Source organism: Muribaculum gordoncarteri (genome assembly GCF_004803695.1).
Classification (GTDB): Bacteria; Bacteroidota; Bacteroidia; order Bacteroidales; family Muribaculaceae; genus Muribaculum; species Muribaculum gordoncarteri.
In genome coordinates, this window is sequence record NZ_CP039393.1 from 2,632,798 (window position 1) to 2,658,314 (window position 25,517).

Genomic DNA, 25,517 nt, shown 5'->3' on the forward strand with positions numbered 1-25,517 from the left:
GCATGATGACTGACGCTTACGACAAGTCAATAAATGTATAGAGCCGGCTTCCCGTCACAGGAGGCCGGCTCAATTATTATCGTGAAATCTATAAAAACTATACCCGATATGGACAACAAACTACGCATCGCCGTCCAGTCGAAAGGACGACTCTATGAGGAAACAATGGAGCTGCTTGCCGAGGCAGGCATCAAGCTCACGGCAGTGAAGCGCACACTGCTTGTTCCGTCACGCAACTTCCCGGTGGAACTGCTGTTTTTGCGCGATGACGACATTCCCGATTCCGTTGCCAACGGCACCGCCGACCTCGGCATCGTGGGACTGAACGAAGTTCTTGAAAAAGAAAAGGATGTCGAGGTGGTAAAGGAGCTCGGCTTCAGCAAGTGCCACCTGTCGCTCGCCATCCCCAAGCGTGAGGACTACACCGGCTTGTCATGGTTCAACAATCGCAAGATTGCGACATCCTATCCCGTCATATTGTCACACTTCCTTGAGCGTAACGGCATCCGAGCCGACATTCACGTGATCACCGGCTCGGTGGAGATCGCTCCGGGCATAGGACTGGCCGACGCTATCTTCGACATCGTTTCATCGGGCTCGACACTCATCAGCAACAATCTCGTCGAGGTCGAGCGTATAGTCGAGTCACAGGCCGTGCTCATCAGTCCCCGTCGCCGACACCTGTCGGAATCAAAGCGTGAGGTGCTCGACGAGCTGTTGTTCCGCTTCGATGCCGTTAAAGCAGCCGACGGGAAGAAATACATTCTCATGAATGTTCCCCGCAACAAGCTCGACGATGTGCTCATGGTGCTTCCCGGAATAAAGAGCCCAACAATATTGCCGCTGGCCAACAGCGACTGGTGTTCGGTTCACTCCGTTCTTGAAGAGAAAAAGCTGTGGGAAATAATAGGAAAACTCAAAAATGCCGGAGCCGAGGGAATACTCGCTCTCGACATTGAAAAAATGATACTTTGACCTCAATATGGAAATAATCAGATATCCGTCGCGCGACAGCCGAAACGCACTGCTGCAACGACCGCTTGCCGACAAGGCGCGTGAAGTCACCGATACCGTGACATCGATAATGGACGATGTGAAGCGTAACGGCGACGAAGCGCTGATGCGTTACGAAATGAAGTTCACGGGCGCTCAACTCGACCGTCTTGAAGTGACGCCCGAGGAGATTGACGAAGCCGAGAGCCTCGTGAGCGACGAGCTGCGTGACGCAATAGCAATGGCGAGGGAAAACATCGCGGCGTTTCACCGCGCACAGGTGATGTCACAACCCGTAAAGGTGACGACACAGCCGGGCGTGACATGCGAGCAGCGTGCTGTGCCCATTGACCGCGTGGGTCTTTACATCCCCGGAGGCAACTCACCGCTATTCTCGACCGTCCTGATGCTTGCCGTCCCGGCACGCATAGCCGGATGCCGTGACATAATCCTCTGTACTCCCGCCGGGAAGGACGGGAAAGTACATCCGGCCATACTCTATGCGGCAAAAGCAGCCGGAGTCAGCCGAATATACAAGACAGGAGGAGCGCAGGCCATAGCGGCGATGACATTCGGCACCGAGAGCATCCCCAAAGTCTACAAGATATTCGGTCCGGGCAACCGTTACGTTATGGAGGCCAAACAGCAGGCGACAATGCACGGCGTTGCCATCGACATGCCGGCTGGGCCGTCGGAGGTTCTGGTAATAGCCGACGACGAAGCCAATCCCGAATTTGTGGCGGCCGACTTCCTCTCGCAGGCCGAGCACGGCCCCGACAGCCAGTCGATTCTTCTCACCACGTCACTCCGACTTACTGACCGGTTGCCCGAAGTGATCGAGCGATTGCTGTCGACACTACCGCGCCGTGACATGATGAACCGCTCGCTTGAACACAGCCGCATCATATTGCTCGGCGACATGGATGAAGTGATGGAGTTCAGCAACGACTATGCACCCGAACACCTCATCATAAATCATCGTGACGCACGCTCGCTTTGCAACCGCGTCACCAATGCCGGTTCGGTGTTCATAGGCCCCTACTCTCCCGAAAGCGCAGGCGACTATGCGTCGGGCACCAACCACACCCTGCCCACATCGGGCTATGCACGCAGCTACAGCGGAGTCAACATCGACAGCTTCACAAAGAAGATTACATTCCAGGAACTGACACCTGAAGGCATCAAGTCGATTGGTCACGCGGTAGAAACGATGTCCGAGAATGAAGATCTCATGGCTCACAAACTCGCCGTGACGCTGCGACTTAACTCAATTGAAAACAACGCTAAATAACGCAACATGACATTAGACAGCCTCGTGCGCCCCAACATACTGCGACTCACGCCCTATACATGCGCCCGCAACGAATATACCGGCGAAGCTCTCGCATGGCTCGATGCCAACGAGAACAGCCGCATCGACGGCCTTAACCGCTACCCCGACCCCCTACAACTGGAGGTGAAACGCCGCCTCGCTGAAATTCGCGGAGTTACGCCCGACCGCATATTCCTCGGAGTGGGAAGCGATGAGTGCATCGACATAACCTATCGCGTATTCTGCCGTCCCGGCATCGACAATGTAGTCGCCATCGACCCCACCTACGGAATGTATCGTGTGTGCGCCGACATAAACGATGTAGAGTATCGCACGGCAAGCCTCAACGACGACTTCACGGTTAATGAGGAGAACCTGTTCAACCTCGTCGATGAAAACACCAAAGTGCTGTGGATGTGCTCGCCCAACAACCCCACAGGCAACGCGCTCCCCATCGACGACATGCTGCGCATAGCCCGTCGGTTCCAAGGCATAACGGTGATTGATGAAGCCTATATCGACTTCTCGGACAAAGGATCGATGGTTCAGTATCTCGACACGTTGCCGCGACTGATAGTCATGCAGACATTCTCCAAAGCCTGGGCCTCGGCTGCGATGAGGCTCGGCATAGCATACGCGTCACCTGAGATAATCGACATATTCAACAAGGTGAAATATCCCTACAACATCAACATCCTCACCCAACGCGAGGCGCTGAATGTCCTTGACCGAGCCGACAAGGTTGCCGCCGTGGCCAAGGAGCTGGTCGAGGCCCGTGACAGGCTTGCATCGCAGCTTGAATCCCTGTCGGCGGTAAAGCGGGTATATGCCTCCGACGCCAACTTCCTGCTCGTGAAAGTAGATGATGCCGATGCCCTATACGCTTGGCTGCGCGATGCAGGCGTCATAGTGCGCAACCGCTGCCGTGTACACCTTTGTGCCGGATGCCTCAGGATAACGGTAGGCAGCGACAACGAAAACCGATTGTTAATTGAAAAAATAGAGGAATATGACCGACGCTGACACCCAACGACCGCGAGTACTCTTTATCGACCGTGACGGCACACTCATAGTGGAGCCTCCAGTGGATTTTCAAGTCGACTCACTTGAAAAACTCGAATTAATGCCCGGCGCACTGCGTGCAATGCACTTCATTGCGTCACGACTGCCTTTTGAGCTTGTCATGGTCACCAACCAGGACGGACTCGGCACCGAACTCTTTCCCGAGGATACCTTCTGGCCGGCCCACAACAAGATGCTGAAAGCCTTTGCCAACGAAGGCGTGACATTTGACGACATAATCATAGACCGCACCCTGCCCGAAGATAACGCGCCGACACGCAAACCCGGCACGGCATTGCTCGGTAAATATATGTCGGGCGATTACGATTTGTCAGGTTCGCGGGTTATAGGCGACAGGCTGACCGATGTCATGCTTGCCCGCAACCTCGGGTGCAAGGCCATACTCTTGCGTGAGCCAACTCCCGAATTGATGAAGGAGATTGCCGATGCCGGACTAAGTGACGCGGTGGAACGCGTAACGCCGTCATGGGACGATGTGACGGTCACGCTTCAAGGAGGCACGCGCCGCGCATCGGTAAGCCGCGTCACTTCCGAAACCAAAATAGAGATAACCGTCGACCTCGACGGAACCGGAAAGGGCAACATAACAACCGGAATAGGCTTCTTCGACCACATGCTCGACCAGATAGCACGACACTCAGGCATCGATCTCGACATAACGGTGGAAGGTGACCTCCATGTCGACGAACATCACACCGTCGAAGACACCGCGATAGCTCTCGGCGAAGCGTTACGCAAGGCATTGGGCGACAAGCGCGGTATCGAGCGTTACGGATTCGTGCTGCCGATGGACGACTGCCTCTGTACGGTTGCCGTTGACTTCGGAGGGCGACCATGGCTGGTGTGGGATGCTCAATTCAAGCGCGAGCGCATAGGCGACATGCCCACCGAAATGTTCATGCACTTTTTCAAGTCGCTGAGCGACAACGCGCTGATGAATCTATTCATACGCGCAGAGGGTATCAACGAACATCACAAAATCGAAGGCATATTCAAGGGGCTGGCAAGAGCTTTGCGTCAGGCGATAAAGCGTGACCCGTTACACTTCACGTTGCCGTCGACCAAAGGCACACTGTGACATCAACCTTTGAAGTAACGCATCATGGTGCGCCTTATCGAAATGATGTTGACAACGGTGATCAGCAGCATTATGGCTAATCCCGTGACAATAGCAGGCCATGGCGATGTCGACGACAACCCAAGCGACGATAACGCTCCGCCCCAAAGGTGACGCCCCACAAGCACTACCGCAATCGCCGCTACAAGCACAACGATGTTGATAGCCACCACCATGCGGCAATAGCGGCTCGACACCATGCCCGGCGAATAACCGAGAAGCATCAGGTCGTGCAACTTTGTGCGATTTTTCTGCAAAAGCAGGTAGATGCTCAACATCAGGATGAAGAACGACAGCAGGCTTATTATAGCACCTACGACAATCACTACGGCCGTCACTACCGAAAGGAAGTAGGCGGCCTTTCCATTGTCGGCCTTGTCGCCTGCACTTTCGTAACCGTGGCTCTGAAGGAACTCCTTTATGACAGGGTCGCCGGGACGGCTCACTTCGATTATAAGGCGCGAAGGAGGCGACACCGGTTCTTCGGCAAACCGCTCATTGGCCCACTCCATAAACTGTTCAGGCACGGCGATGGTATTGAGGCGTGACGAAAATCCCACGATACGCGCCGGCAACCACTGCTGCCGTCCGTTACCGCTTACCGACACCTTCAACGGCACCATCCCTATCATGGCCTCGCTCAACTGAGGCAATCCGCGTGACGATGCAAATCCAAAGTTATATAACGACAGATAGTCCTTGCTCAAGATTATGGGCACAACCGGATCGGCTGGGTCAAAATCCCACTCCGAGGGCATGACATCGAAAAACTCCGAAGGTATCGACTCGAAGAATAGAGCCGTCGACATGCCGCGTCCGCCCATCTCGACCGAGGCTGCGACATTGAATGACGAGGCGGTGAACTCACCCACCCTTCTCACCCAGGGCTGTGACTCTATCTCGGTTATGTCGGCATCGCTGAATGTAGCGTCACTCTTTCCGGTAAGCGAGCCGAGCCCCTCCACCTTGCGTGATATAATCATGTAGTCGCGCGATATGAATGAATCGTCATCATCCCACACGGCCGTGACATCGCGATAAAACTGAATCGCGGTGAGCACTATCGACAGTCCCACAAAATTGGCGACGGCATATCCGATGAGTTGTCCGGCACTTATGTTACGCTTCAACAACCGCCACACTATATCCTTCATAACACAATCACTCTTTATAATGACAAAACTTTTACAGGATCAATGTCGATGGCATATCCTACCGAGGTTGCGATGACGGCCGCACCCTGCCGGTTGACCTCATCGAGAATCAGTTGCGACACCAAGGAGTTGTTGCGGGCGTCAAGGTGACTCACCGGCTCATCGAGCAACAGGAAGTCAAACGGTTGACATAACGACCTCACGATAGCAACACGCTGTTGCTGACCGATCGACAGGCGCGCTGCCGGTTCATCGGCCTTATCGGCAATCTCCAGGCGCTCAAGCATCGCCGTTATCTCATCACGTGTCTTAAACGAGGTGAGCCGATTCTTTATCTCGATATTCTCGGTCACTGTAAGTTCGGGAAACAGCCGCATCTCCTGAGGGAGCAAGGCGATGTGGGAAACACGCATGTCACACCACTCTTTCACCGAAAACGACCTTATGTCACGCCCGTTGAAAAGTATGCGCCCCCGATAGTCACTTCGGTTTCCGTAGATGAAACTGCACATCGACGATTTTCCGGTGCCCGACTCCGCCTCTATGCGATATATCCCCGGACGATTGAATGTAACGCCGCACAACCACACATCGGAGTCGACGGCCGACGCATCGCCTGCCGCCGACGCGAACACATCGGGCAAAACGTTATCAAGAGCTATCGTGTCAATCCTCATCACTTTATAGTGTCGATGGGAGTGAAACCAAGAGAGTCGTAGTCGTCATCATCGACTACATTTACATTTCCATCGGCCTGCATCAACATCGCAAACTGTTCAAGAATGGGAGCGTTGGATCCGTTGAAACGGAAATCGGCCTCAAAATCGTCCGACACCTCCATGTCAAGGCTGAATCCGCGACCTCCGTAGGTCACCTCACCCATCGAATCGGGGATATTGGCCCACACGGCCACCACGTTACCCTTCATGCAGTCACGTGCGGCATCGTTGCCGAGCTGCTTCAGCGAGCGGTTGGCAAATACAAGACAATTGCCCTCGGCAGTGAGGGTTATTGCGGGAGAACCGGCCACCTGCCACACTATAGTTTTGCCGTCACGTAACGCCGACAATCCCATGGTGGAGATAAGTCCGTTTATATCGCTCATCGTCTTCTTGATGTTCTCCTTGCTCATCTCTATGGCCACCACAAAGCTGATTTGGTTCTCAATATCTCCGGCCGACATGGTTGCATCGGCCATCGGTCCGGCAGCCACCATTATTGTACCGTCGATACGTCGCAGATAAGGGAGAATCAAGCCCATCAATGTGCGCTGCTTATAATCGAGAGGATAAACGGCCTGGACATAACCGAGAATTGCGTCCCAATCGGTGTCGGAGCGCAGTCCCATTGCAGCCACAAGCACATCGCTCGGAGCAGTGTAGTCAAGCAGTTTGCTGTTTATCTTCTGCAGGTTGGTATCCATGTCAACCTCATCGCCGTCGGCGTTAAGGTATATTGCATCGACATCGATTTCAGTAGAGTTATTGTCGAATGAAGTGTCGACACATGTCCATCCCGAGGCATTGGCCGCAGTCATGGCGACTGCTATGCGCATCACCTCATCATTGCGTTCAAGGAACTTGCCTACGCCCTTCAACGAGGCTATCGACTTGTTGGAAGCTATGGTAAGCTGCTCGGAAAGCAACTTGGCCGACCGCTGCGGGTCGCCGTCCATAATCCAGCCCTGCTTGCCCTTCACAAATAGAGTGGTGTAATCGAGCGAATATGCATCAAAGTCACCCACAGTCTGCCTTGCGCCGGCCTCAAGCTGCTCGGTCAACTCGGCTACGTTGTTTATCTTGAACGTAAGTATATAGACTCCGCTCTTAATCATCTCCTTCACTCCGCGAAGACCGTCCTTGTCATGAATGGCAAATGCCACCACCATATTGCGGTCAACCGCCGTCGACATCAACATGGTCTTTATCTGCTTCTTTGCTCGGTCGGTACTGTTGACAAGCAGGCGGTCAAGCGTTTCATCGGCAGTGAGCTTGCCACCGTTACGTACTCCGTCAAGTTCCTCATTCAACCTGACGGCGTTGACAGCAACCACAGCAGCCGCATCGGCCGGCACCGTGTCGAGAAGACGGACATCGCTGTCACATCCCGACATAACTGTGGCTACGCAAACGATAAGTAATATCGCGATTTTTTTCAAGGAGTTAACTTCCATATAGATTAATTTTAGTATACCTGATAATATAAACAACGATTAAATAGATTTGACAGTGACAAAATTAAACAATCTTCACCAATCTACAACTTTTTTCCATCGCAATTGACTGTTTGTCACCCGACATGGATTTGTTATATTGATATAAAATCCCTAATTTCGTAACAACTCAAACCCGATGGATACGTTCAGTTCAAATAAGCGATCGGCGATAATGGCCGCTATACGCAGCAAGGACACGAAGCCCGAGCTGATAGTGCGCCGTTACCTGTGGAAACGCGGTTATCGTTATCGCAAAAACGTGCGCGGACTTCCCGGCACTCCCGACATAGTGCTGCGGAAGTACAGGGTAGCGATATTTGTACACGGATGTTTCTGGCACGGCCACGGCGACACGAAGATGCCGTCGACCAATTCAGAATTCTGGCGCGATAAGATAACCCGCAACAAGGAGCGTGACAACCGCGCCAAACAGCGTCTGAAAGAGATGGGATGGAACGTGATGACCGTGTGGGAGTGCCAGTTGCGACCCGCCAATCGTGCGGCCACACTGCTTGAAATCGAATCGCTGCTTAACCGTTCCTATCTATCGCAATACCGGCGGCCCGAACCTGAAGAGGATTATGCCGTAGCAGCCGAGCCTACGATAACTTACGGCAAGGACATTTAGGCCTCACATGCACTATATTTCAGTTTTATTTTATACCTTTGTACCTGTATGAACGGGACAAAGAAAATATTCCATTCACCCTATCGCCGCGGCGCCGATTACGGCGTATGGTTCGGCCTGTATCTGACCGCACTCTTCTTTGCAACGGCCTACTCCATGTCACAACCTCCGTTGGGACTTCTCTCCTTAGTTCTGATGTCGGGTGTTCCGGCCGTCATATACATCATGTTGCGTCGCTCCTATGTATCGGACCTTGGCAAGACTCTCTTTTCATCGCTGTGGATGGAGGGCATCATGATATTCCTGTGCGGCGGAATGATAGCCTCATTCATCGCAGTAATGTATATGCGATGGATCGAGCCGAATTTTCTTGACCATCAAGTGACGATGATGATCGACCTCTACAACTCCACCGACTGGGAGCGAGGGAAAGAGTTTGCCGAAATGCTTCAGCGCGCCCGCGACCAGCATCTCATACCACGACCAATCGAACTTGCCGTCGACATGCTGTGGCTCATAGTATTCTCAGGGTCGATACTGTCGATGCTGATGTCACTTCTCGTTCAGGCACGTTCGGTAAAACCTAAAAAAGTGTAACCAAATTATCGGAAATGGACATATCAGTAGTAATTCCGCTATACAACGAAGCAGAGTCGCTTCCCGAGCTTGAAGCATGGATAAGCCGCGTAATGAACCAACACGGCTTCACCTACGAAATCCTCTTCATCAACGACGGGTCGACCGATGACTCATGGGAGGTCATAAACAAGCTTCGCGAACACAATCCCAACATACGCGGAGTCAGCTTCCGTCGCAACTATGGCAAGTCGCCGGCCTTGAACACCGGATTCAGCCGCGCCAAGGGCGATGTCGTCATAACAATGGATGCCGACCTGCAGGACAGCCCCGACGAGATTCCCGAACTCTACCGAATGATAACCGAGGATAAATATGACCTCGTGTCGGGATGGAAGCAAAAACGCTACGACCCGCTGTCGAAGACGATTCCCACAAAACTGTTCAACGCCACAGCTCGCAAAGTGAGCGGCATACACAACCTACATGACTTCAACTGCGGACTGAAGGCCTACCGCAACAAAGTGGTGAAACACATCGAGGTCTACGGCGACATGCACCGTTACATCCCATATCTGGCCAAAAACGCCGGATTCAACCGCATAGGTGAGAAAGTGGTGCATCACCAGGCCAGAAAATACGGTACGACAAAATTCGGACTCGACCGATTTGTAAACGGTTACCTTGACCTCGCCACGCTGTGGTTCACCGCCAAGTTCGGAGTCAAGCCGATGCACTTCTTCGGTCTTCTCGGCAGCCTCATGTTCATCCTCGGCTTCATAGCCGTGGCCGTAGTGGGCTTCGGAAAGCTATATGACATGAATCACGGCAACCCCTATCGCCTTGTGACCGATTCACCCTACTTCTACATGGCGCTGACGCTGATGCTGCTCGGCTCCCAACTGTTCCTTACCGGATTCATTGGCGAGCTTGTAGTGCGCAACTCCGACAGGCGCAATGAATATGAAATCGACGAGGAAATTACCACCTCGCCCGACAATAATCAAGTTTAATCCACAACCGCAACACAGACATGAACGCATATCCTGAATTTTATCATCTTGCCGCCGAACGTTACTCATGCCGCAAATACACCAACGCACCGGTGTCACGCGAACTCATAATGGCAGTACTCGACACTGTGCGCCTCGCACCGTCGGCCTGCAACAAGCAACCCTGGAAATTCCTCGTGCTCGACACGCCCGAACTGCGTGACATAGTGATACGCAGCTACAGCCGCGACTGGATAAAGGAGGCTCCGGTTTACATCGTGGCCCTCGGACTCCACGATGAAGCATGGCACAGAAGCTTCGACGGAAAGGATCACACCGATGTCGATGTGTCGATAGCTGTAGAGCACCTTTGCCTCGGTGCGGCATCGCTCGGACTCGGAACGTGCTGGGTGTGCAACTTCGACCCCGCAATAGTGCGTGAAGGACTCAACCTTCCCGACAATGTGGAACCTATAGCCATCATACCTATGGGTTATCCCGACAGCGACGGCACCGTACCCGAAAAAAAGCGCAAGCCTTTTGACGAAATTGTAAAATGGGGAAAATACTAAACGTAACAGCATCATTGCTCGCAGCGCTGAGCATAACGCTGTCAAGCTGCAATACATCAGGATGTACCGACAACCAAAGCTCGATACCTCTTGCCGGGTTCTACTCCTACAACACCCTGCGTGAAATATCGGTCGATTCCATATCGGTAGGCGGCGTAGGTGCAATCAACGACTCGCTGCTGATAAACTCGGCATCGGCGTCGAAGGTGTACCTGCCATTCCGAGCCAATCAGGACTCGACATCATATTTCATACGTTATGAGGCCAAGAAGCTGAACTTTCCCGAACTATTCGACACAATAACGTTCAAATACAAGCGTATACCCTATTTCGCTTCGGAGGAGTGCGGAGCCATGTACCGCTACTCAATCGACAAGCTCAACTACACCACCCACCTCATCGACTCGGTGGGACTCGTTGACTCGCTGATAACGAATGCCGACATAGAAACCATACGCATATACTTCAGAACCGAAGAAAAACCTAACGAATAAATGATGCTGCGCCGCTGTATAATATTACTCCTAAGCCTCGTCGCCCTGACCGTAACGGCCCAGCGACGCGTCACGCCCGTGGAGAATCCCGACAACAAGTCAAAGAATTCAAACGAGAATACAAAAGTGACCAAGCCCGGCGAGCGACCTGCAAGCGTAATAGAGATGCAGGACATGGAGGGTCACACAATATTGGTCGACACAATACTCGGAGTCGAGTACCACGACACAATATTGACTACGGCACCCAAACTGATATATCCTAAATTTCATGCCGTGACAGTGGGAGTGAACCTGTGGGATCCGTTGATGCGATGCTTCGGACAGCAGTATGGAGGCGTGGGATTCTGGGGCGAACTGAGCCTGCACAACTGGATCAAGCCGGTGGTAGAAGCCGGTGTAGGCACTGCCAACTACACACCCGACGACGGCAACTACAAATACAAATCATCGATAGCACCCTTCTTCAAGATAGGTGTCAACTACAACTTCCTCTATAACTCCAATCCCGACTATTCGGTGTACGCCGGACTGCGTTACGGCATTACCAACTTCAGCTATGAGGTAACCGATGTAATCGTCGACCAAGGCTATTGGGGCGATAACGAAGTGATAAACATACCGTCGCAACGCACCACGGCCGGTTACTTTGAGTTTATGGTGGGAATAAGGGTGATGATCTACAAGAATTTCTCGCTCGGCTGGGATCTGCGATTCCACAAAATCGCACATCAAGGCACTCACCTCTACGGCGATCCTTGGTACATACCCGGTTACGGAACAAAAGGCTCAAGCTTCTCGGGCTCATTCTCGCTAAGCTACACACTGCCGCTCCGAAAGCCCGAACCGCCGGTTCTCCCTCCGGGAGCCGACGAGTGACAACGACTACTACTCGTCAAGAAGTCCGGGACGCAGACGACGCGTGCGCTCCACGGCTTGCTGATGGCGCCATTCGTCGATGCGCGCCTGATGCCCCGACAGCAATATATCGGGCACTTTCCACCCCTTATATTCAGCCGGACGCGTATAGATGGGCGGCGCAAGCAGATTATCCTGAAATGAATCGCTAAGCGCACTCTGCTCATCGCCTATCGCACCGGGAATAAGCCTCACAATTGCATCGGTTATTACCAATGCAGGCAACTCTCCTCCTGTAAGCACATAGTCGCCCACAGTTATTTCGCGCGTAACGAGATGCTCGCGTATGCGGTAGTCCACGCCCTTATAGTGTCCGCAAAGAATGATGATGTTTTCAAGCATCGACATGCGATTGGCCATAGGCTGACTGAACTGCTCACCGTCGGGTGATGTAAATATCACCTCATCATAGTCACGCTCGCTCTTCAAATGCGAGATGGCACGGTCCACAGGCTCAATCTGCATCACCATTCCGGCCTCGCCGCCGAAAGGATAGTCATCGACCTTGCGGTGCTTGTTGGTGGTATAGTCACGCAGGTTGTGCACCACAATCTGAGCCAGCCCCTTGTCCTGGGCACGCTTCAATATAGAGCAGCCAAGCGGCGACTCAAGCATCTCGGGAAGTACGGTCAAAATGTCGATACGCATAGGAGTGTTGTTATTATTTGTTTTCTTGATTACGTCGATTAATCAACCGAAGCCGTCCGTCATAAACCAAAAAAGGTCCATCCTCGTCGGACCGACCTTTAATGAGCGGAAGACGAGGCTCAAACTCGCGACCCTCAGCTTGGAAGGCTGATGCTCTATCAACTGAGCTACTTCCGCAATCAAAATAATAGTAGTAGCGTGGGCGAAGATGGATTCGAACCACCGAAGGCATAAGCCAGCAGATTTACAGTCTGCCCCATTTGGCCACTCTGGTATTCGCCCAAAACACTAAAGCGCCACAAAGGTAATCATAATTCGTTTACCTTGCAAGTAAAATGTATCATTTTTATTGCCGCTTCGGCTGCCTCGGTACCCTTGTTACCGAGCTTTCCACCGGCACGGTCAAGCGCATCCTGCTCATTATCAACCGTCAGGACTCCGAATATAACGGGAGTGTCAAACTCGGCGTTAAGCTTCGTAATGCCCTGAGTAACACTTTGGCACACATAATCAAAATGGGGAGTGCCGCCGCGTATCACGCATCCAAACACTATTATCGCATCGTAATGAGCGAGTAACTGAGCTGCGCCATAGGTGAGTTCCACGGCTCCGGGCACATGGTAGACATCATACTCTACGTTACGGCTCTCAAGCAGATCAATCGCCCCCTTGGTGAGAGCTTCGGTTATGTGAGCATTCCACTCGGCGGTCACGATGGCCACCTTTGAGGTTTCGGGGATAGCGGGCAGCGCACTTTCGGGCGCGCTATGCGATAGTGATGTTGACATGTCGTTACTATTTTATTGTTGTTAAATGCGTTATTTGGGGAATGCCTTGTGCCACAGGGCGAGGATGTCAAATTTTCCCGTCGTCTTCTCATCAAGCAGAGTTTCAATCTCCTTGACATACTTACCCGACTTCATCCTGACGGCCTTCTGCAACAAAGTGTTGAGCAGATGCACTCCCTTCTGGCGGGTCGAGCGGGTGTGCAACAATGCCTCGCTCAGCTTAATCGAGAGCTTCAGGTGACGCTCCGAAAATTCGGGACTGAGCTTTGACAGATACTTCAACGCGCGAGAATAGTACTGCACGGCGTCACGATACTTCCCGAGCTGCATGAGCATCTCGCCCTCATTGGCCAACGACTCGATAAGGCGATCCATTGCGTCATGAATGCCGCTGTTGACCATTTCAAGATAGGTGGAGGTGGCCACCTGGAAGTGGGCAAGCAGATTGACCTGCTTCACCCTCGAGCGATAGACCGATGTCGATGCATTCAAAGCCATTATGTGAGCCGAGCCGTAACGGTCGGGGTTCATCTTGGCAAGGCGTTCAAAGACGCGCATCGACTTTTCAAGCGTGCGCTCGGCGGCCTTGTACTCCTTTCTTACGATATGCAGGAACGAGAGGTCGTAAAGTAACGCTCCCAACACCTGCAGGAAAGGCTCATCCTTGCGACGCGGCTCCTGCGAGAGCAGTGTCAGTGTATCGGCGGCGGTAGACAACGCAGCCTCATAGGACTCGGTTGCGATGAACACCGCGGTAAGCACCTGCATCACGGCGGCATGAAGCACCGTGGTGTCGAGCGTTGCGTGACTTCGCTGAATAAGTTCATTGATGTGTCGACCCATCATTATGGCACAGTCGGCATCGCCTTCGGCAATAAGTTCGGCAGCGCGTCCGCGCACCACATCGTAAGCCACATTAAACGGTGAGCTTTTGAGCTTGTGACGCAACTCGGCGTCACCTTTCTTTACAAAGAGCGATTTCAAACGCCCCACCGAGTCATCGGTTACGGTTATGAAGTTGGATTCGAGAGAAGTAGGTCGCATCAATAATGTTTTATGTCAGTTTATGAATTGGAGGCACGTTTCACGCCGCTCTCCACAATTCGCAGCATTGTTTCGGAGTCGATGGCATCCATGTCGGCTGTCATCACGTTGCCGTCAATCAGTCCCTCGATCACTCCGGCAAGAGCGGCGGCGCGCCATTCAAGGCTGTTGGCGGCGGGCGCCGACTCAACCGATTGCGTGAGCTGTCGATTGTAGAAGCGTATAGCTCCAGCCTTGCTGTCAATGTTTATGCAGTTGTTGCAGTAGAAGCTTATGTGATTCCGATAGGCTGCAGCATCGTCCTCATTGAATATGGCAGGCATATCGCCGTCAAATGTAACAACGAGCGATGCCACCTCAAAGTTCTCGAGTATCGAGGGCATGATGCGTGTGATGCGTGGCGCCCTGTCACGCTCAAATCCGGGCATGTAGACAATTACGGCCTTGCGCTCGGCGGCATATCTCACGATGTCAAACAGTCGTGCCCTGACCCTCGGGTCGAGCGAATAGTAGCCGCCGAATATCACAATGTCGTCGGGATCGATGCGCGGCCACACTACATCAAAGCTCGAATCGGGATAACGGCCGTAACGCACCGTATCGACCGAGCCGTCGTCGTGCATGAAAAGCAGATTTACGGGTGTCGTTCCCTCGGTATAACGGTCGATCGACCTCACGTTCACACCGTGTGACTCAAGAAATCCTGAGACAATGTCGCCGACACGGTCACGAGCCACCTCGCTCACGTAATCGACCGTAACGCCGTCGGAGACCATACAGGCCGATGCGTTCAACAGCTCTCCCCCCGGATAGGACTTCACGGGAACTTCTCCCCGGAAAAGCACCTCAAGACAGGATTCACCTATGGATATTATTTTTCTCATATAATTAACAAGCTCTTAATTTTCCGAACCTCTGGATTTGCGTCCAAGATAACCTCCATGATGGCGCAAGGCATAGTCCTCACGCGTAAACCCGGTTATACGCATTACATTCACCACGAGCACATCGCCTATCACAGTCATCATGGTAGTGGAAGTAGTAGGCGTAAGGCCAAGCGGACACACCTCGGGCGAGGCTCCGGTGGCCAGTGTGACATCGGCCATCGCCGACAATTCGCTGTCGGGATTACCGGTAATGACAATCAACGGCACCTGCGGATAAAGGTTATGTGTAAGATGCACAAGGTCTATGATTTCACAGGTCTTGCCCGAATTGGATATCAGCAACATCACATCATTGGGCTGAAGCACGCCCAAGTCGCCGTGCTGGGCCTCGGAAGGATGCAGATTCACGGCCGGAATACCGGTTGACGAGAAGGTCGTGGCTATATTCATGGCTATCTGCCCGGCCTTACCCATGCCCGAAGTAACGAGCTTGCCTCCGCGACGGTAAACGTGTTCAACGATAAGTTCAACCGCACGGTCATAGGCATCGCTGACCGGAATATTGGCGATGGCGCGACTCTCACTTTCGAGGATTTTGCGCATTGATTGCTGAATGTCGCTCATAGACATATAGATTTTTATTATTACAAAGGTAATAAATTCCCGATAAATCCCCAATAAATTCAATCGGCGCCTCCAAATAACCGAAGAGCGGCCTCGCGCATGATAGCGGAGCCGCTCTTCTATGATGAGGATTTAACAAGTAATTCGTTACTTCTTGTATTCTACCGCTGCTATTTCAATACCTAAGCACTGCTTGTAGTTTTCAAGATAGGCGTTGAAACCTTCAACTTCTTCCTTGGTGGGGGTGATGCTTGTGCCGGCATCGCCTGCAAACACATCATGATCAAGGAAGTCGGCAAGGTTGCGCGAGCCGGTGTTGTTGACGAGGTAGGATCCGAGAAGAGCCATACCCCATGCACCGCCTTCGCCGGCAGTTTCCATAACCGAGATGGGAGAATTGAGAGCTGCGGCAAGAATGCGCTGTCCCACGCCCTTGGTCTTGAACAGTCCGCCATGACCGGTGATGCGGTCAACCTTGATTTTCTCCTCGTTGAAGAGGATGTCGTTGCCTATCTTGAGCACACTTACAGCACCGTGGAGGTGAGCGCGCATGAAGTTGGCAAGGTTGAACTTGTCATTGACCGAGCGAACAAAGAGAGGACGACCCTCGGCAAGACCCGTTACAGGCTCGCCCGAGAAGTAGTTGTAGGACACGAGGCCTCCGCAGTCGGTATCGCCCTTGAGAGCGTTGTTGTAGAGGCGGCCGTAGATTTCGTTCATGTCGACGGGAACTCCCATGAGTTCGGTGTACTCCTTGAACAGTCCCACCCAGGCATTAAGGTCGGAAGTACAGTTGTTGCAATGCACCATTGCCACGAGGCTTCCGTCGGGGGTAGTCACCATGTCGATCATCTCGTAAGGCTTGCTGAGATCCTTCTCGAGAACGATCATTGAGAATGACGATGTTCCGGCCGATACATTACCTGTGCGCTGCTTTACAGCGTTGGTGGCAACCATTCCGGTACCGGCGTCACCTTCAGGAGGACACACGGGAACACCGGCATTCAGGTGACCCGAGATGTCAAGACGCTTGGCACCCTCCTCGGTAAGCGTTCCGGCATTCTCTCCGGCAAGGAGCACCTTGGGAAGAATGTCGATGAGCTTCCAGTCGTAGCCCTTGGGGGCAACGAGGTTGTCAAACTTCTCAACCATTGCGGCTGAATAGTTCTTGGTTTCGGGATCGATGGGCAGCATACCCGATGCGTCGCCGATACCGAGCACCTTCTCACCGGTGAGCTGCCAGTGGATGTAACCGGCAAGTGTGGTGAGGAATTTGATGTCCTTTACATGCTCCTCGCCGTTAAGGATGGCCTGATAGAGGTGTGAGATGCTCCAGCGCAAGGGGATGTTGTAGACAAAGAGTTCCGAGAGTTCAGCCGCAGCTTGTGCGGTGTTGGTGTTGCGCCACGTGCGGAAAGGCACGAGAATCTCCTGATTCTCGTCAAATGCCATGTAACCGTGCATCATAGCGCTGACTCCTATCGCAGCCAATGTTTTGATTTCAGTGTCATACTGCTCCTTGACATTTTCGCGAAGGTCACGGTAGCAATCCTGAACGCCAAACCATATAGCCTCGATGCTATAGGTCCAAAGACCGTCGACAAGCTGGTTTTCCCACTCGTGACTGCCCTGCGCTATGGGACGATTGTTTTCGTCGATAAGGACTGCCTTGATGCGGGTAGAGCCAAACTCTATACCAAGGATGGCCTTACCCGCTTCTATGGTTGCTTTTGCTTCTGCTTTCATTGCGGTCGTTTTTTATACGAGAGCTTTGTTAAGCATGTAGTAGATTTCGTTGAGCTGGAGCTCCTTCTTGAATCCCTGCATGGTGGTGTCCTTGTCGATGCGAACCATCTCGATACCGGCCATTTCGGCATAGTCTTCCCAGTATTCGGGAGTTATGTCGTAAGAGAAGCAAGAGTGGTGAGTACCGCCGGCAAGAATCCATGCGCCTGCGCCAACCTCGAAGTTGGGCATCGGAATCCAGAGAGCCGAAGCTACGGGGAGCTTGGGAAGCGGCTTTGACTTGATGCACTCTACATCGTTCACGATGAGGCGGAAGCGGTTGCCCATGTCAACGACAGTGGCAGTGATGCCGGCGCCGGGCTTTGAAGTGAACACGAGGCGTGCGGTCTGAGCCTTGCGGATACCGATTCCGAGGAAGTGTACCTCAAGACGAGGACGCTCTTCAGCGATAAGCGGGCAAACCTCAAGCATGTGAGCCTGAAGAATCGAGCTCTCGGCACCGTTGAAGTTGAGAGTGTAGTCCTCAAGGAACGAGCAACCGCCGTTAAGACCCTGGCTCATGTACCAGAGTGTGCGGTAAAGAGCAGCCGACTTCCAGTCGCCCTCAGCACCGAAACCGTAACCTTCGGCCATGAGGCGCTGCGATGCAAGACCGGGAATCTGATCGAAACCTACAAACTTGGGATCGTTGATGTCCTGAGTACCGAGGTCGTCGAAGTTGGTAGTGAAGCCCTTTGCACCCTTGGCAGTGAGGATTGAACGAAGAGCGAGCTCAGCCTTTGCAGCATTCCATACCGAGATGTAGCCTTCGGTTCCGGACTGCTCAAGCTCGGGAGCATGAGTATAAGAGTTGAAATAAACCTTTACGAGCTCGTCAACCTGAGCGTCGGTCACCTTCTTGTAGTGTTCCATCAGCTCGCTTACGGGGCAGTAGTCAACGTGATAGCCCATGCGGAGCTCAGCGTCAACCTTGTCACCGTCGGTTACGGCTACGTTGTTCATCTGGTCGCCGAATCGCAAGATGAGCATGTCCTGAGCATCAGCCCAAGCAGCTGCAACACGTGACCATACGGCAATCTTCTTCTGAGTTGCCTCGTCCTTCCAGTAACCTACAACAACCTTGCGGCGCAGACGCATGCGAGCGCAGATGTGACCGAATTCACGGTCGCCGTGAGCCGACTGGTTGAGGTTCATGAAGTCCATGTCCATGGTGTCCCAGGGAATTTCGGCGTTGTATTGAGTGTGGAGGTGGAGAAGGGGCTTGCGAAGCTGCTGCAATCCGTGAATCCACATCTTGGCAGGTGAGAAGGTGTGCATCCAAGTGATGATGCCGACACACTTTTCATCGTTGTTGGCTGCCTTCATTACAGCCTCAACTTCCTTTGATGAGTTGGCAGTGCCTTTATACACCACCTTTATAGGGAGGTTGCCCGAGTTGTTCAAGCCGTCTACCATTTCTTTGGAATGAGCGTCAACTGCTACTACTGCATCTCCGCCATAGAGTAACTGTGCACCGGTTACCCACCATACTTCTAAGTTTTCAAAAGCTTTCATTGTAATTTAGTTTAGGTATTTGTATTTTGTTGGTTTTATTGTTTGGGTTAATTATCAAGCCTTCTTCTGACCGTAGTAGGCATTGGGACCGTGCTTGCGGTTGAAATGCTTCTCGATCAGCAGAGGATTCATTGTCAAGTTAGGATTTACCGAATAGGCTATGCTCGCCATCTTGGCCACCTGCTCCATCACAACGGCGTTATGCACAGCGTCGTGAGGATCCTTGCCCCAGGCAAAGGGACCGTGGTTCTTAACCAGGACACCGGGAGTGTGGACGGGATTCATGCCCTTGAAACGCTCGATTATCACGTTGCCTGTTTCAAGTTCATATTCGCCCTTTACCTCAGCCTCGGTCATGTCGGCAGTGCAGGGAATTGCCTGATGGAAATAATCGGCATGTGTTGTTCCGATGTTCGGAAGGTCGATGCCGGCCTGAGCCCATGCGGTAGCATAGGTTGAGTGAGTGTGAACCACACCGCCTATTTCAGGGAACGCCTTGTACAAGGCAAGGTGAGTGGGAGTATCGGACGAAGGACGAAGGTCGCCTTCAACAACATTACCGTCGAGGTCAACGACTACCATATCCGACACTTTCATGGTGTCATAGTCGACACCGCTGGGCTTAATCACCACGAGGCCGCTTTCACGGTCGATACCCGACACATTGCCCCAGGTGAATATTACTAATCCGTGTTTCACCAGGTCGAGGTTGGCCTGAAACACTTTTTGTTTCAAATCTTCAAGCATATTTTTCTATTAGATTTTAAATTTAGGGTCGCGGCGATAAGCCCTGTCATTGAACTTATAGAGCGTCGCACCACGACGCGAGCTTGTCTTGTCGATTTGGTCGGTCTTCTCTATGCAGCAATTTTCGGCTATGCGCTTGCGAAAGTTACGTTTGTCAATATTCTCGCCCAGTATCGTTTCGTAAAGCGACTGGAGCTGAGTAAGCGTAAAAAGCTTGGGCAGCAGATTGAACCCGATGGGCTCATGCGTCAGTTTACGGCGTATGAGCTCACGGGCTTTTTCAATCATGCTCGGATGGTCAAAGCCCAGTTGAGGCATTTCGTGGATACTGATCCACTGGGCATTGTGTTCCATCACGCGTATACGGTCGTATTCATCGAAATTTATCAATGCATAATATGCCACCGATATTACACGCTCGCCCGGATCGCGGTCGACAGCGCCAAAGGCACCCACCTGTTCCATGTAGACATCGTTGAGTCCGGTCAGCTCAAGGAGCACGCGCTTGGCGGCGTCATCGACGCTCTCGCCTTCCTGCACGAAGCCACCCATAAGCGACCACTTACCCTTTTCAGGCTCAAAGTTACGCTTGGCGAGCAGAATGCTCAACTCGCCCTTGTTGAGCCCGAAAATTACACAGTCGACACCTACAAAGAATTGCGGATTGCTTTTATAGAAATCAGTCATGACAGATCAGCATGAAGATAGATGATTACCAGAAGTACCAGTAGAATGCCACTGTGATACCAAGGATGATGACAGTGTGGATTATATCCCAATGGTTCCAGCTTTCGCGGGTTACAGCACGCTGTTCAGCGGTAGATGTGCCAAATACAAGACCTTTGATCTTTTCAGGTTCGGGAGCCTTGGTGAACAAGCTGACTACAAATACTACGAGCAAGCAGAATACAAGCATCCATCCGCAGAAGAACAACCAGTTAACATCATAGAAGAGGTACTGGAATATGTTGCTTGTATCACCGCCGGGAATTACATCGGCATTGCTGTAGTATATTTTTGCGCAAAGACGGGTTATACCTATCACAAGACCCGCGATAAGACCCCACATACCACCTTGGGCAGTTGCACGCTTCCAGCAGATACCCATAAGGAATACAGCTGCGATACCGGGAGCAAGGACAGACTGTACATCCTGGAGATATAGATACAGCACATCACCTACCGAACGCATAACCGGAATCCAAAGTATACCGAGAGCCACAATTACCACTGTTGCAGCCTGACCGATGCGAACGAGTTTCTTGGGGTCGGTCTTCGGACGGAAACGCTGGTAGAAGTCGATAGTGAAGAGTGCTGCCGATGAGTTGAACAGCGAAGCAAGAGATGACATGAGAGCTGCAAGGATACCGCACACGATAAGACCCTTTACTCCGGCGGGAAGCAACTTGGCCACGAGAGTCGGGAAAGCGGCATCAGAATTGGGATTGCCGTTGGCAAGCATAGGCAAGAAGTCGCCTTGAGTCTGGTGCAACGCAAATGCGATCATACCGGGAATCAAGAACAAGAACACGGGAAGGAGCTTGAGATAAGCGCCGAAGATTGTACCGCGGCGTGACTCTTTTTCATTTTTTCCCGAGAGCACACGCTGAACGATGAACTGGTCGGTACACCAATACCAGAAACCGATAACAGCCGAACCGATCAAGGCTCCGAGCCAAGGATACTGGGGATCGCGGTTGTCGCGGATAAGATTGGACATTGTATCGCCGTATTGGTTAACCTCAACAGCCGAACAGATTTCCATCATCTTGTCCCAGCCTCCAAGTTCACGAAGACCAAGCACAAGAATTATCAGTGAACCGAGCAGCAATATGGGTGTTTGCAGCACCGATGTGTAGAGTACCGATTTCATACCTCCGAATATGGTGTAGAGAGCGGTGATGAGAACAAGGCCGATAGCGGCAATCCAGAAGAAATCTATGCCCCAAAGTGTATCGATACCGAACACCTGCTGGAATACAAGACCGCCGGCATAAACTGTAACGGCAACCTTGGTGAGAACGTAGCTGATAAGAGAAATCAGCGAAAGAATGGTACGTGACTGTGAGTTATAGCGGCGTTCAAGGAACTCAGGCATGGTGATTACCATGCTTCGTGAATAGAACGGTACAAAAACCCAACCGAGAATAAGGATCATCCAACCCTGAATCTCCCAGTGAGCCATAGCCATACCACTGGATGCACCCGAGCCCGCAAGTCCGATAAGATGCTCCGATCCGATGTTTGAAGCGAAGATAGATGCACCGATGGCAATCCAGGTTGCATCCTTACCTCCGAGGAAGTAGTCCTCCGCATTGTTTTGTTTCTGGCGCATCACCCATACTATGATGCCTATGAGGGCTATACAGAATAGTCCTACGACAAGCCAGTCTAATAATGCCATAAATAGTTACGATTTAAGTTAAGAATATACTGTTTGATTTGTTTGATAGTCATTAATTTTCTACGCCAAACTTGAATACGCAGTGGCTTGAGTAGGTCTGACCGGGTTCAAGCACAACTGAAGGCCATTCTGCCTTGTTGGGGCTGTCGGGATAGTGCTGGGTTTCGAGGCAGATGCCTGAACGCTGCTTGTAAACTTTGCCTTTCTTACCGGTAACCTTGCCGTCAAGGAAGTTGCCTGAATAAACCTGGATTCCGGGCTCGTCGGTGAGTACTTCAAGTGTGATGCCGGTTGTGGGAGCAACGAGCTTTGCAGCTACCTGTGAGTCGTCGCCTGCAGTGTTGAGCACCCAGTTGTGGTCGTAACCGTTACCAAACTTAATCTGGTCGTAATCGGTATTTGCGATGTCCTGACCCACAGCCTTGGGAGTGGTGAAGTCCATAGGAGTTCCCTCTACGGGCACGATTTCGCCTGTGGTCATGTAAGTGCGGTCAACGGGAGTAAATGTGTCGGCGCATACATAGAGGATATTGTCAACAATTGAAGAATCGGGGTCGCCGTTGAGGTTGAAGTAAGAGTGATTGGTCATGTTGATCACAGTCTTCTTGTCGGTGGTAGCCTTGTAATCGATGTCGATTGCATTGTCGGCAGTAAGCGTGTAGGTAACGGTAGCTTCTACGTTTCCGGGGAAGTTGTTGTCGCCATCGGGTGAATGCATGGTGAGCACGATTGAGCTGTCGTTAACCGAAGTCACGTCATAAACCTGATACTGCCATCCTGTGGGACCGCCGTGCAGGCAATGACCGAAGTTGTTGCGGGGAAGCTGAACAGTGTCACCGTCGAGAACGATGCGTCCCTGGTTGATGCGGTTGGCGTAACGGCCGATTGCAGCACCGAAGTCGCTTGCATTGTTCTGGGGAAGATAATCGGCGATGCTGTCAAAGCCCAGCACCACGTCATGGAACTTGCCGTCACGGTCGGGGACCATGATCGACACTAAGCGTCCGCCGAAATTGGTAACGCAAACCTCCATGCCATTGTCATTGGTAAGAGTGTAAAGACCGGTTGTCTTTCCGTTGACATCAGTCACGAAGTCATCGGGATTCAAACCTGAAGCTGTTAGTTGTGAATCGGACTGCTTGTTACCACAAGCACTCATAGCCAGAGCTATGCTCACGCATAATGCGGAAGATTTCCAGTAATTCATGATAGCGTTTTTTGATTGTTAAAATGGTTGGTTTTATTTTGGGTGTAAAAATAACACTTATAATCGACATAGCTACTCCTTTTATTTATGTTTTACAACATAAAAGTGTACTTTTTACACTTATTTGCAGTTAATCGGCCTATTTTGGTTATTTTCAACGTGCAAGTTACTCCTTTTAATCCAAAAAAGCAACTTATAGGAGAATTTTGTTGCAAGTAATAAGTAACTTTGCATAAGAATAACCAATCATCACAAAAATCATGTCACGCCGAATAATAATGGTGACCGGAGGACAACGCTCGGGCAAAAGCGAATTTGCCGAGAAAACCGCACGTGACCTTTCGGACAATCCGGTCTATTTAGCCACTTCACAGATTCTCGATGACGAGATGCGTCACAGGGTTGAAATCCACCGTTCACGACGAGGCGATGAGTGGACAACCGTCGAGGAGCCGCTGCATCTCGGAAGCATCGACATGACCAACCGAGTGGTGCTTGTGGACTGCGTAACGATGTGGGCCTCCAATATGCTTCACATTTGCGAAGGCGACGGCCAAGAAGCCTTGAAACGCATGAAAGAGGAATTTGACCGGTTTACCGCTCACGACGCAACCTACCTTATTGTAACAAATGAAATAGGACTTGGAGGCACGAGTGCCAACAAATTGCAGCGCACATTCACCGATCTGCAAGGTTCAATCAACCGTCACATCGCATCATCGGCCGATGATGCGTACATGCTCATTTCCGGAATATCAATGAAAATAAAATAACACGCTATGACATTTGACATAAAGCGCCCCGACGCATCGTTAAAGGAGCCGCTACAGAACCGAATTGACAACCTCACCAAGCCCAAGGGTTCACTCGGCATGCTGGAAGAGCTGGCATTGAGGATAGGACTGATACAAGGTACTTTGTCACCTGAATTGCGCAATCCCCACAACATCCTGTTTGCAGCCGACCATGGAATCATAGCCGACGGCGTGAGCGTGTCGCCCAAGGAGGTGACATGGCAGCAGCTCGGACACTTTGCCAAAGGGGGCGCGGGCATAAACTTCCTGTGCAATCAGCATGGATTCAAGCTCGTTCTTGTAGACGCAGGCGTTGACTACGACATACCTGCCGGACACGGCATCATCGACATGAAAGTGCGTCGGTCGACCCGCAACTTCCATTACGGGCCCGCAATGACCGCCGACGAGATGGAGCTGTGCCTGCAACGCGGCGCCGAAGTGGTGGGCGATGTTCACGCTTCAGGCTGCAATGTCGTCAGCTTCGGCGAGATGGGCAGCGGCAACACCTCTCCGTCGTCAATGTGGATGCATCTTTTCACCGGAATACCCCTCGCCGACTGCATCGGGGCCGGGGCGGGACTCGACAATGACGGCATACGCCACAAGTATGAAGTGCTCAAGGAGTCGCTCGACAACTATCGTGGCGACGGCAGCGTCACCGACATTATGGCATGGTTTGGCGGATATGAATTGGTAATGGCCGTGGGAGGAATGTTACGTGCCGCCGAACTCGGAATGCTCATAATCGTCGACGGCTTCATCATGACCAACTGCATCCTTGCGGCATCGAAGCTTTATCCCGAAGTACTCGACTATGCAGTGTTCGGACATCAGGGCGACGAGTCGGGACACAAACTCGTGCTACAGGCTCTCGGAGCGCACCCCATCCTACACCTAAGCCTGCGTCTTGGCGAGGGCAGCGGAGCGGTGTGCGCCTACCCTATCCTGCAATCGGCCGTAAAGATGATTAACGACATGGACACATTTGCCGATGTGGCCGTGACAAAATACTTCTGA

General features: G+C 52.0%; 26 protein-coding genes and 2 tRNA genes. 12 read left to right on the forward strand and 16 right to left on the reverse strand.

Features of this window, described 5'->3' with window-relative positions; translation table 11 throughout:
• Positions 1 to 108 precede the first annotated feature (108 nt).
• Genes hisG through hisB form a run of 4 tightly spaced genes read left to right on the forward strand, consistent with a single transcriptional unit; the run spans position 109 to position 4,466 of the window.
• On the forward strand, positions 109 to 975 hold the full coding sequence (hisG, locus tag E7746_RS11565; RefSeq protein ID WP_136410898.1) for an ATP phosphoribosyltransferase: 867 nt from the start codon (positions 109 to 111) through the stop codon (positions 973 to 975).
• A 7-nt stretch (positions 976 to 982) separates the two neighbouring features.
• Entirely contained in the window at positions 983 to 2,284 is a 1,302-nt protein-coding gene (gene hisD, locus E7746_RS11570; protein ID WP_136410899.1) for a histidinol dehydrogenase, read from the forward strand.
• Between the two features lie 6 nt (positions 2,285 to 2,290).
• Positions 2,291 to 3,328 carry a histidinol-phosphate transaminase gene (gene hisC / locus E7746_RS11575; RefSeq protein WP_136410900.1) on the forward strand — a complete coding sequence of 346 codons (1,038 nt, stop codon included), beginning with the start codon at positions 2,291 to 2,293 and terminating at the stop codon, positions 3,326 to 3,328.
• Positions 3,315 to 4,466, forward strand: coding sequence for a bifunctional histidinol-phosphatase/imidazoleglycerol-phosphate dehydratase HisB (gene hisB, locus E7746_RS11580; protein WP_136410901.1), 1,152 nt, complete (start codon positions 3,315 to 3,317; stop codon positions 4,464 to 4,466). The genes hisC and hisB overlap by 14 nt, the downstream gene beginning before the upstream one ends.
• A 2-nt stretch (positions 4,467 to 4,468) precedes the next feature.
• Here hisB and E7746_RS11585 read toward each other — a convergent pair whose 3' ends face one another.
• The 3 genes from E7746_RS11585 to E7746_RS11595 are packed head-to-tail and all read right to left on the reverse strand — an operon-like array spanning position 4,469 to position 7,832.
• Positions 4,469 to 5,659, reverse strand: a complete 1,191-nt coding sequence (locus E7746_RS11585) for an ABC transporter permease (RefSeq protein ID WP_136410902.1) — start codon at positions 5,657 to 5,659, stop codon at positions 4,469 to 4,471.
• Between the two features lie 14 nt (positions 5,660 to 5,673).
• Positions 5,674 to 6,330 carry an ATP-binding cassette domain-containing protein gene (locus E7746_RS11590; RefSeq protein ID WP_136411348.1) on the reverse strand — a complete coding sequence of 219 codons (657 nt, stop codon included), beginning with the start codon at positions 6,328 to 6,330 and terminating at the stop codon, positions 5,674 to 5,676.
• A 5-nt stretch (positions 6,331 to 6,335) separates the two neighbouring features.
• Positions 6,336 to 7,832 carry a hypothetical protein gene (locus E7746_RS11595; protein WP_136410903.1) on the reverse strand — a complete coding sequence of 499 codons (1,497 nt, stop codon included), beginning with the start codon at positions 7,830 to 7,832 and terminating at the stop codon, positions 6,336 to 6,338.
• 178 nt (positions 7,833 to 8,010) lie between these two features.
• Here E7746_RS11595 and E7746_RS11600 point away from each other — a divergent pair, with 178 nt between their 5' ends.
• From E7746_RS11600 to E7746_RS11625, 6 genes are read left to right on the forward strand one after another with little or no spacing between them, the layout of a single operon-like run.
• Positions 8,011 to 8,502 carry a very short patch repair endonuclease gene (locus tag E7746_RS11600; protein ID WP_136410904.1) on the forward strand — a complete coding sequence of 164 codons (492 nt, stop codon included), beginning with the start codon at positions 8,011 to 8,013 and terminating at the stop codon, positions 8,500 to 8,502.
• A gap of 48 nt (positions 8,503 to 8,550) precedes the next feature.
• Positions 8,551 to 9,099 (forward strand): DUF4199 domain-containing protein, encoded by a 549-nt coding sequence (locus tag E7746_RS11605; RefSeq protein WP_136410905.1) that lies wholly within the window; start codon positions 8,551 to 8,553, stop codon positions 9,097 to 9,099.
• A 14-nt stretch (positions 9,100 to 9,113) separates the two neighbouring features.
• Entirely contained in the window at positions 9,114 to 10,091 is a 978-nt protein-coding gene (locus E7746_RS11610) for a glycosyltransferase family 2 protein (RefSeq protein WP_136410906.1), read from the forward strand.
• A 20-nt stretch (positions 10,092 to 10,111) separates the two neighbouring features.
• Positions 10,112 to 10,642, forward strand: coding sequence for a nitroreductase family protein (locus tag E7746_RS11615; RefSeq protein ID WP_136410907.1), 531 nt, complete (start codon positions 10,112 to 10,114; stop codon positions 10,640 to 10,642).
• Complete coding sequence (locus E7746_RS11620; RefSeq protein WP_136410908.1) at positions 10,627 to 11,136, forward strand: DUF6452 family protein; 510 nt, start codon at positions 10,627 to 10,629, stop codon at positions 11,134 to 11,136. Before E7746_RS11615 ends, E7746_RS11620 begins: the two co-directional genes overlap by 16 nt.
• A complete protein-coding gene (locus E7746_RS11625) occupies positions 11,137 to 12,015 on the forward strand; it encodes a DUF6048 family protein (RefSeq protein ID WP_136410909.1) in 879 nt (292 codons plus the stop codon).
• 9 nt (positions 12,016 to 12,024) lie between these two features.
• Here E7746_RS11625 and trmD read toward each other — a convergent pair whose 3' ends face one another.
• The 13 genes from trmD to E7746_RS11690 all read right to left on the reverse strand — a co-directional run bounded on the left by trmD (position 12,025) and on the right by E7746_RS11690 (position 23,703).
• Positions 12,025 to 12,702 carry a tRNA (guanosine(37)-N1)-methyltransferase TrmD gene (trmD, locus tag E7746_RS11630; RefSeq protein WP_123395485.1) on the reverse strand — a complete coding sequence of 226 codons (678 nt, stop codon included), beginning with the start codon at positions 12,700 to 12,702 and terminating at the stop codon, positions 12,025 to 12,027.
• 104 nt (positions 12,703 to 12,806) lie between these two features.
• A tRNA-Gly gene (locus E7746_RS11635) sits at positions 12,807 to 12,879 on the reverse strand.
• Positions 12,880 to 12,901: 22 nt separating this feature from the next.
• A tRNA-Tyr gene (locus E7746_RS11640) sits at positions 12,902 to 12,984 on the reverse strand.
• A gap of 26 nt (positions 12,985 to 13,010) precedes the next feature.
• Positions 13,011 to 13,490, reverse strand: coding sequence for a 6,7-dimethyl-8-ribityllumazine synthase (gene ribH / locus E7746_RS11645; RefSeq protein ID WP_123395484.1), 480 nt, complete (start codon positions 13,488 to 13,490; stop codon positions 13,011 to 13,013).
• Between the two features lie 30 nt (positions 13,491 to 13,520).
• Positions 13,521 to 14,534 carry a tetratricopeptide repeat protein gene (locus tag E7746_RS11650; protein ID WP_136410910.1) on the reverse strand — a complete coding sequence of 338 codons (1,014 nt, stop codon included), beginning with the start codon at positions 14,532 to 14,534 and terminating at the stop codon, positions 13,521 to 13,523.
• 20 nt (positions 14,535 to 14,554) lie between these two features.
• Positions 14,555 to 15,418 carry a carbohydrate kinase family protein gene (locus E7746_RS11655; RefSeq protein ID WP_136410911.1) on the reverse strand — a complete coding sequence of 288 codons (864 nt, stop codon included), beginning with the start codon at positions 15,416 to 15,418 and terminating at the stop codon, positions 14,555 to 14,557.
• 15 nt (positions 15,419 to 15,433) lie between these two features.
• Positions 15,434 to 16,024, reverse strand: a complete 591-nt coding sequence (locus tag E7746_RS11660) for an SIS domain-containing protein (RefSeq protein ID WP_369698982.1) — start codon at positions 16,022 to 16,024, stop codon at positions 15,434 to 15,436.
• A gap of 168 nt (positions 16,025 to 16,192) precedes the next feature.
• The gene (locus tag E7746_RS11665) at positions 16,193 to 17,791 is read right to left on the reverse strand and encodes a xylulokinase (protein ID WP_136410912.1); all 1,599 of its coding nucleotides are present in this window, start codon (positions 17,789 to 17,791) and stop codon (positions 16,193 to 16,195) included.
• Positions 17,792 to 17,803: 12 nt separating this feature from the next.
• Positions 17,804 to 19,345 (reverse strand): L-arabinose isomerase, encoded by a 1,542-nt coding sequence (gene araA / locus E7746_RS11670; protein ID WP_136410913.1) that lies wholly within the window; start codon positions 19,343 to 19,345, stop codon positions 17,804 to 17,806.
• Positions 19,346 to 19,399: 54 nt separating this feature from the next.
• The gene (locus tag E7746_RS11675) at positions 19,400 to 20,092 is read right to left on the reverse strand and encodes an L-ribulose-5-phosphate 4-epimerase (protein ID WP_136410914.1); all 693 of its coding nucleotides are present in this window, start codon (positions 20,090 to 20,092) and stop codon (positions 19,400 to 19,402) included.
• A 9-nt stretch (positions 20,093 to 20,101) separates the two neighbouring features.
• Positions 20,102 to 20,779, reverse strand: coding sequence for an NUDIX hydrolase (locus tag E7746_RS11680; protein ID WP_136410915.1), 678 nt, complete (start codon positions 20,777 to 20,779; stop codon positions 20,102 to 20,104).
• A 25-nt stretch (positions 20,780 to 20,804) separates the two neighbouring features.
• On the reverse strand, positions 20,805 to 22,496 hold the full coding sequence (locus E7746_RS11685) for a sodium:solute symporter (RefSeq protein WP_123395477.1): 1,692 nt from the start codon (positions 22,494 to 22,496) through the stop codon (positions 20,805 to 20,807).
• A 52-nt stretch (positions 22,497 to 22,548) separates the two neighbouring features.
• Positions 22,549 to 23,703, reverse strand: coding sequence for an aldose epimerase family protein (locus tag E7746_RS11690; protein ID WP_136410916.1), 1,155 nt, complete (start codon positions 23,701 to 23,703; stop codon positions 22,549 to 22,551).
• 260 nt (positions 23,704 to 23,963) lie between these two features.
• Here E7746_RS11690 and cobU point away from each other — a divergent pair, with 260 nt between their 5' ends.
• Positions 23,964 to 24,476: a bifunctional adenosylcobinamide kinase/adenosylcobinamide-phosphate guanylyltransferase gene (gene cobU, locus E7746_RS11695; RefSeq protein WP_123395475.1), complete on the forward strand. Its 513-nt coding sequence runs from the start codon at positions 23,964 to 23,966 to the stop codon at positions 24,474 to 24,476.
• A 6-nt stretch (positions 24,477 to 24,482) separates the two neighbouring features.
• Positions 24,483 to 25,517 (forward strand): nicotinate-nucleotide--dimethylbenzimidazole phosphoribosyltransferase, encoded by a 1,035-nt coding sequence (gene cobT / locus E7746_RS11700; RefSeq protein ID WP_123395474.1) that lies wholly within the window; start codon positions 24,483 to 24,485, stop codon positions 25,515 to 25,517.

Coding starts and splice junctions, on each gene's coding strand:
- hisG (WP_136410898.1), top strand. CDS start 109: ATGGACAACAAACTACGCATCGCCGTCCAGTCGAAAGGACGACTCTAT.
- hisD (WP_136410899.1), top strand. CDS start 983: ATGGAAATAATCAGATATCCGTCGCGCGACAGCCGAAACGCACTGCTG.
- hisC (WP_136410900.1), top strand. CDS start 2,291: ATGACATTAGACAGCCTCGTGCGCCCCAACATACTGCGACTCACGCCC.
- hisB (WP_136410901.1), top strand. CDS start 3,315: ATGACCGACGCTGACACCCAACGACCGCGAGTACTCTTTATCGACCGT.
- E7746_RS11585 (WP_136410902.1), bottom strand. CDS start 5,659: ATGAAGGATATAGTGTGGCGGTTGTTGAAGCGTAACATAAGTGCCGGA.
- E7746_RS11595 (WP_136410903.1), bottom strand. CDS start 7,832: ATGGAAGTTAACTCCTTGAAAAAAATCGCGATATTACTTATCGTTTGC.
- E7746_RS11600 (WP_136410904.1), top strand. CDS start 8,011: ATGGATACGTTCAGTTCAAATAAGCGATCGGCGATAATGGCCGCTATA.
- E7746_RS11605 (WP_136410905.1), top strand. CDS start 8,551: ATGAACGGGACAAAGAAAATATTCCATTCACCCTATCGCCGCGGCGCC.
- E7746_RS11610 (WP_136410906.1), top strand. CDS start 9,114: ATGGACATATCAGTAGTAATTCCGCTATACAACGAAGCAGAGTCGCTT.
- E7746_RS11615 (WP_136410907.1), top strand. CDS start 10,112: ATGAACGCATATCCTGAATTTTATCATCTTGCCGCCGAACGTTACTCA.
- E7746_RS11620 (WP_136410908.1), top strand. CDS start 10,627: ATGGGGAAAATACTAAACGTAACAGCATCATTGCTCGCAGCGCTGAGC.
- E7746_RS11625 (WP_136410909.1), top strand. CDS start 11,137: ATGATGCTGCGCCGCTGTATAATATTACTCCTAAGCCTCGTCGCCCTG.
- trmD (WP_123395485.1), bottom strand. CDS start 12,702: ATGCGTATCGACATTTTGACCGTACTTCCCGAGATGCTTGAGTCGCCG.
- ribH (WP_123395484.1), bottom strand. CDS start 13,490: ATGTCAACATCACTATCGCATAGCGCGCCCGAAAGTGCGCTGCCCGCT.
- E7746_RS11650 (WP_136410910.1), bottom strand. CDS start 14,534: ATGCGACCTACTTCTCTCGAATCCAACTTCATAACCGTAACCGATGAC.
- E7746_RS11655 (WP_136410911.1), bottom strand. CDS start 15,418: ATGAGAAAAATAATATCCATAGGTGAATCCTGTCTTGAGGTGCTTTTC.
- E7746_RS11660 (WP_369698982.1), bottom strand. CDS start 16,024: ATGCGCAAAATCCTCGAAAGTGAGAGTCGCGCCATCGCCAATATTCCG.
- E7746_RS11665 (WP_136410912.1), bottom strand. CDS start 17,791: ATGAAAGCAGAAGCAAAAGCAACCATAGAAGCGGGTAAGGCCATCCTT.
- araA (WP_136410913.1), bottom strand. CDS start 19,345: ATGAAAGCTTTTGAAAACTTAGAAGTATGGTGGGTAACCGGTGCACAG.
- E7746_RS11675 (WP_136410914.1), bottom strand. CDS start 20,092: ATGCTTGAAGATTTGAAACAAAAAGTGTTTCAGGCCAACCTCGACCTG.
- E7746_RS11680 (WP_136410915.1), bottom strand. CDS start 20,779: ATGACTGATTTCTATAAAAGCAATCCGCAATTCTTTGTAGGTGTCGAC.
- E7746_RS11685 (WP_123395477.1), bottom strand. CDS start 22,496: ATGGCATTATTAGACTGGCTTGTCGTAGGACTATTCTGTATAGCCCTC.
- E7746_RS11690 (WP_136410916.1), bottom strand. CDS start 23,703: ATGAATTACTGGAAATCTTCCGCATTATGCGTGAGCATAGCTCTGGCT.
- cobU (WP_123395475.1), top strand. CDS start 23,964: ATGTCACGCCGAATAATAATGGTGACCGGAGGACAACGCTCGGGCAAA.
- cobT (WP_123395474.1), top strand. CDS start 24,483: ATGACATTTGACATAAAGCGCCCCGACGCATCGTTAAAGGAGCCGCTA.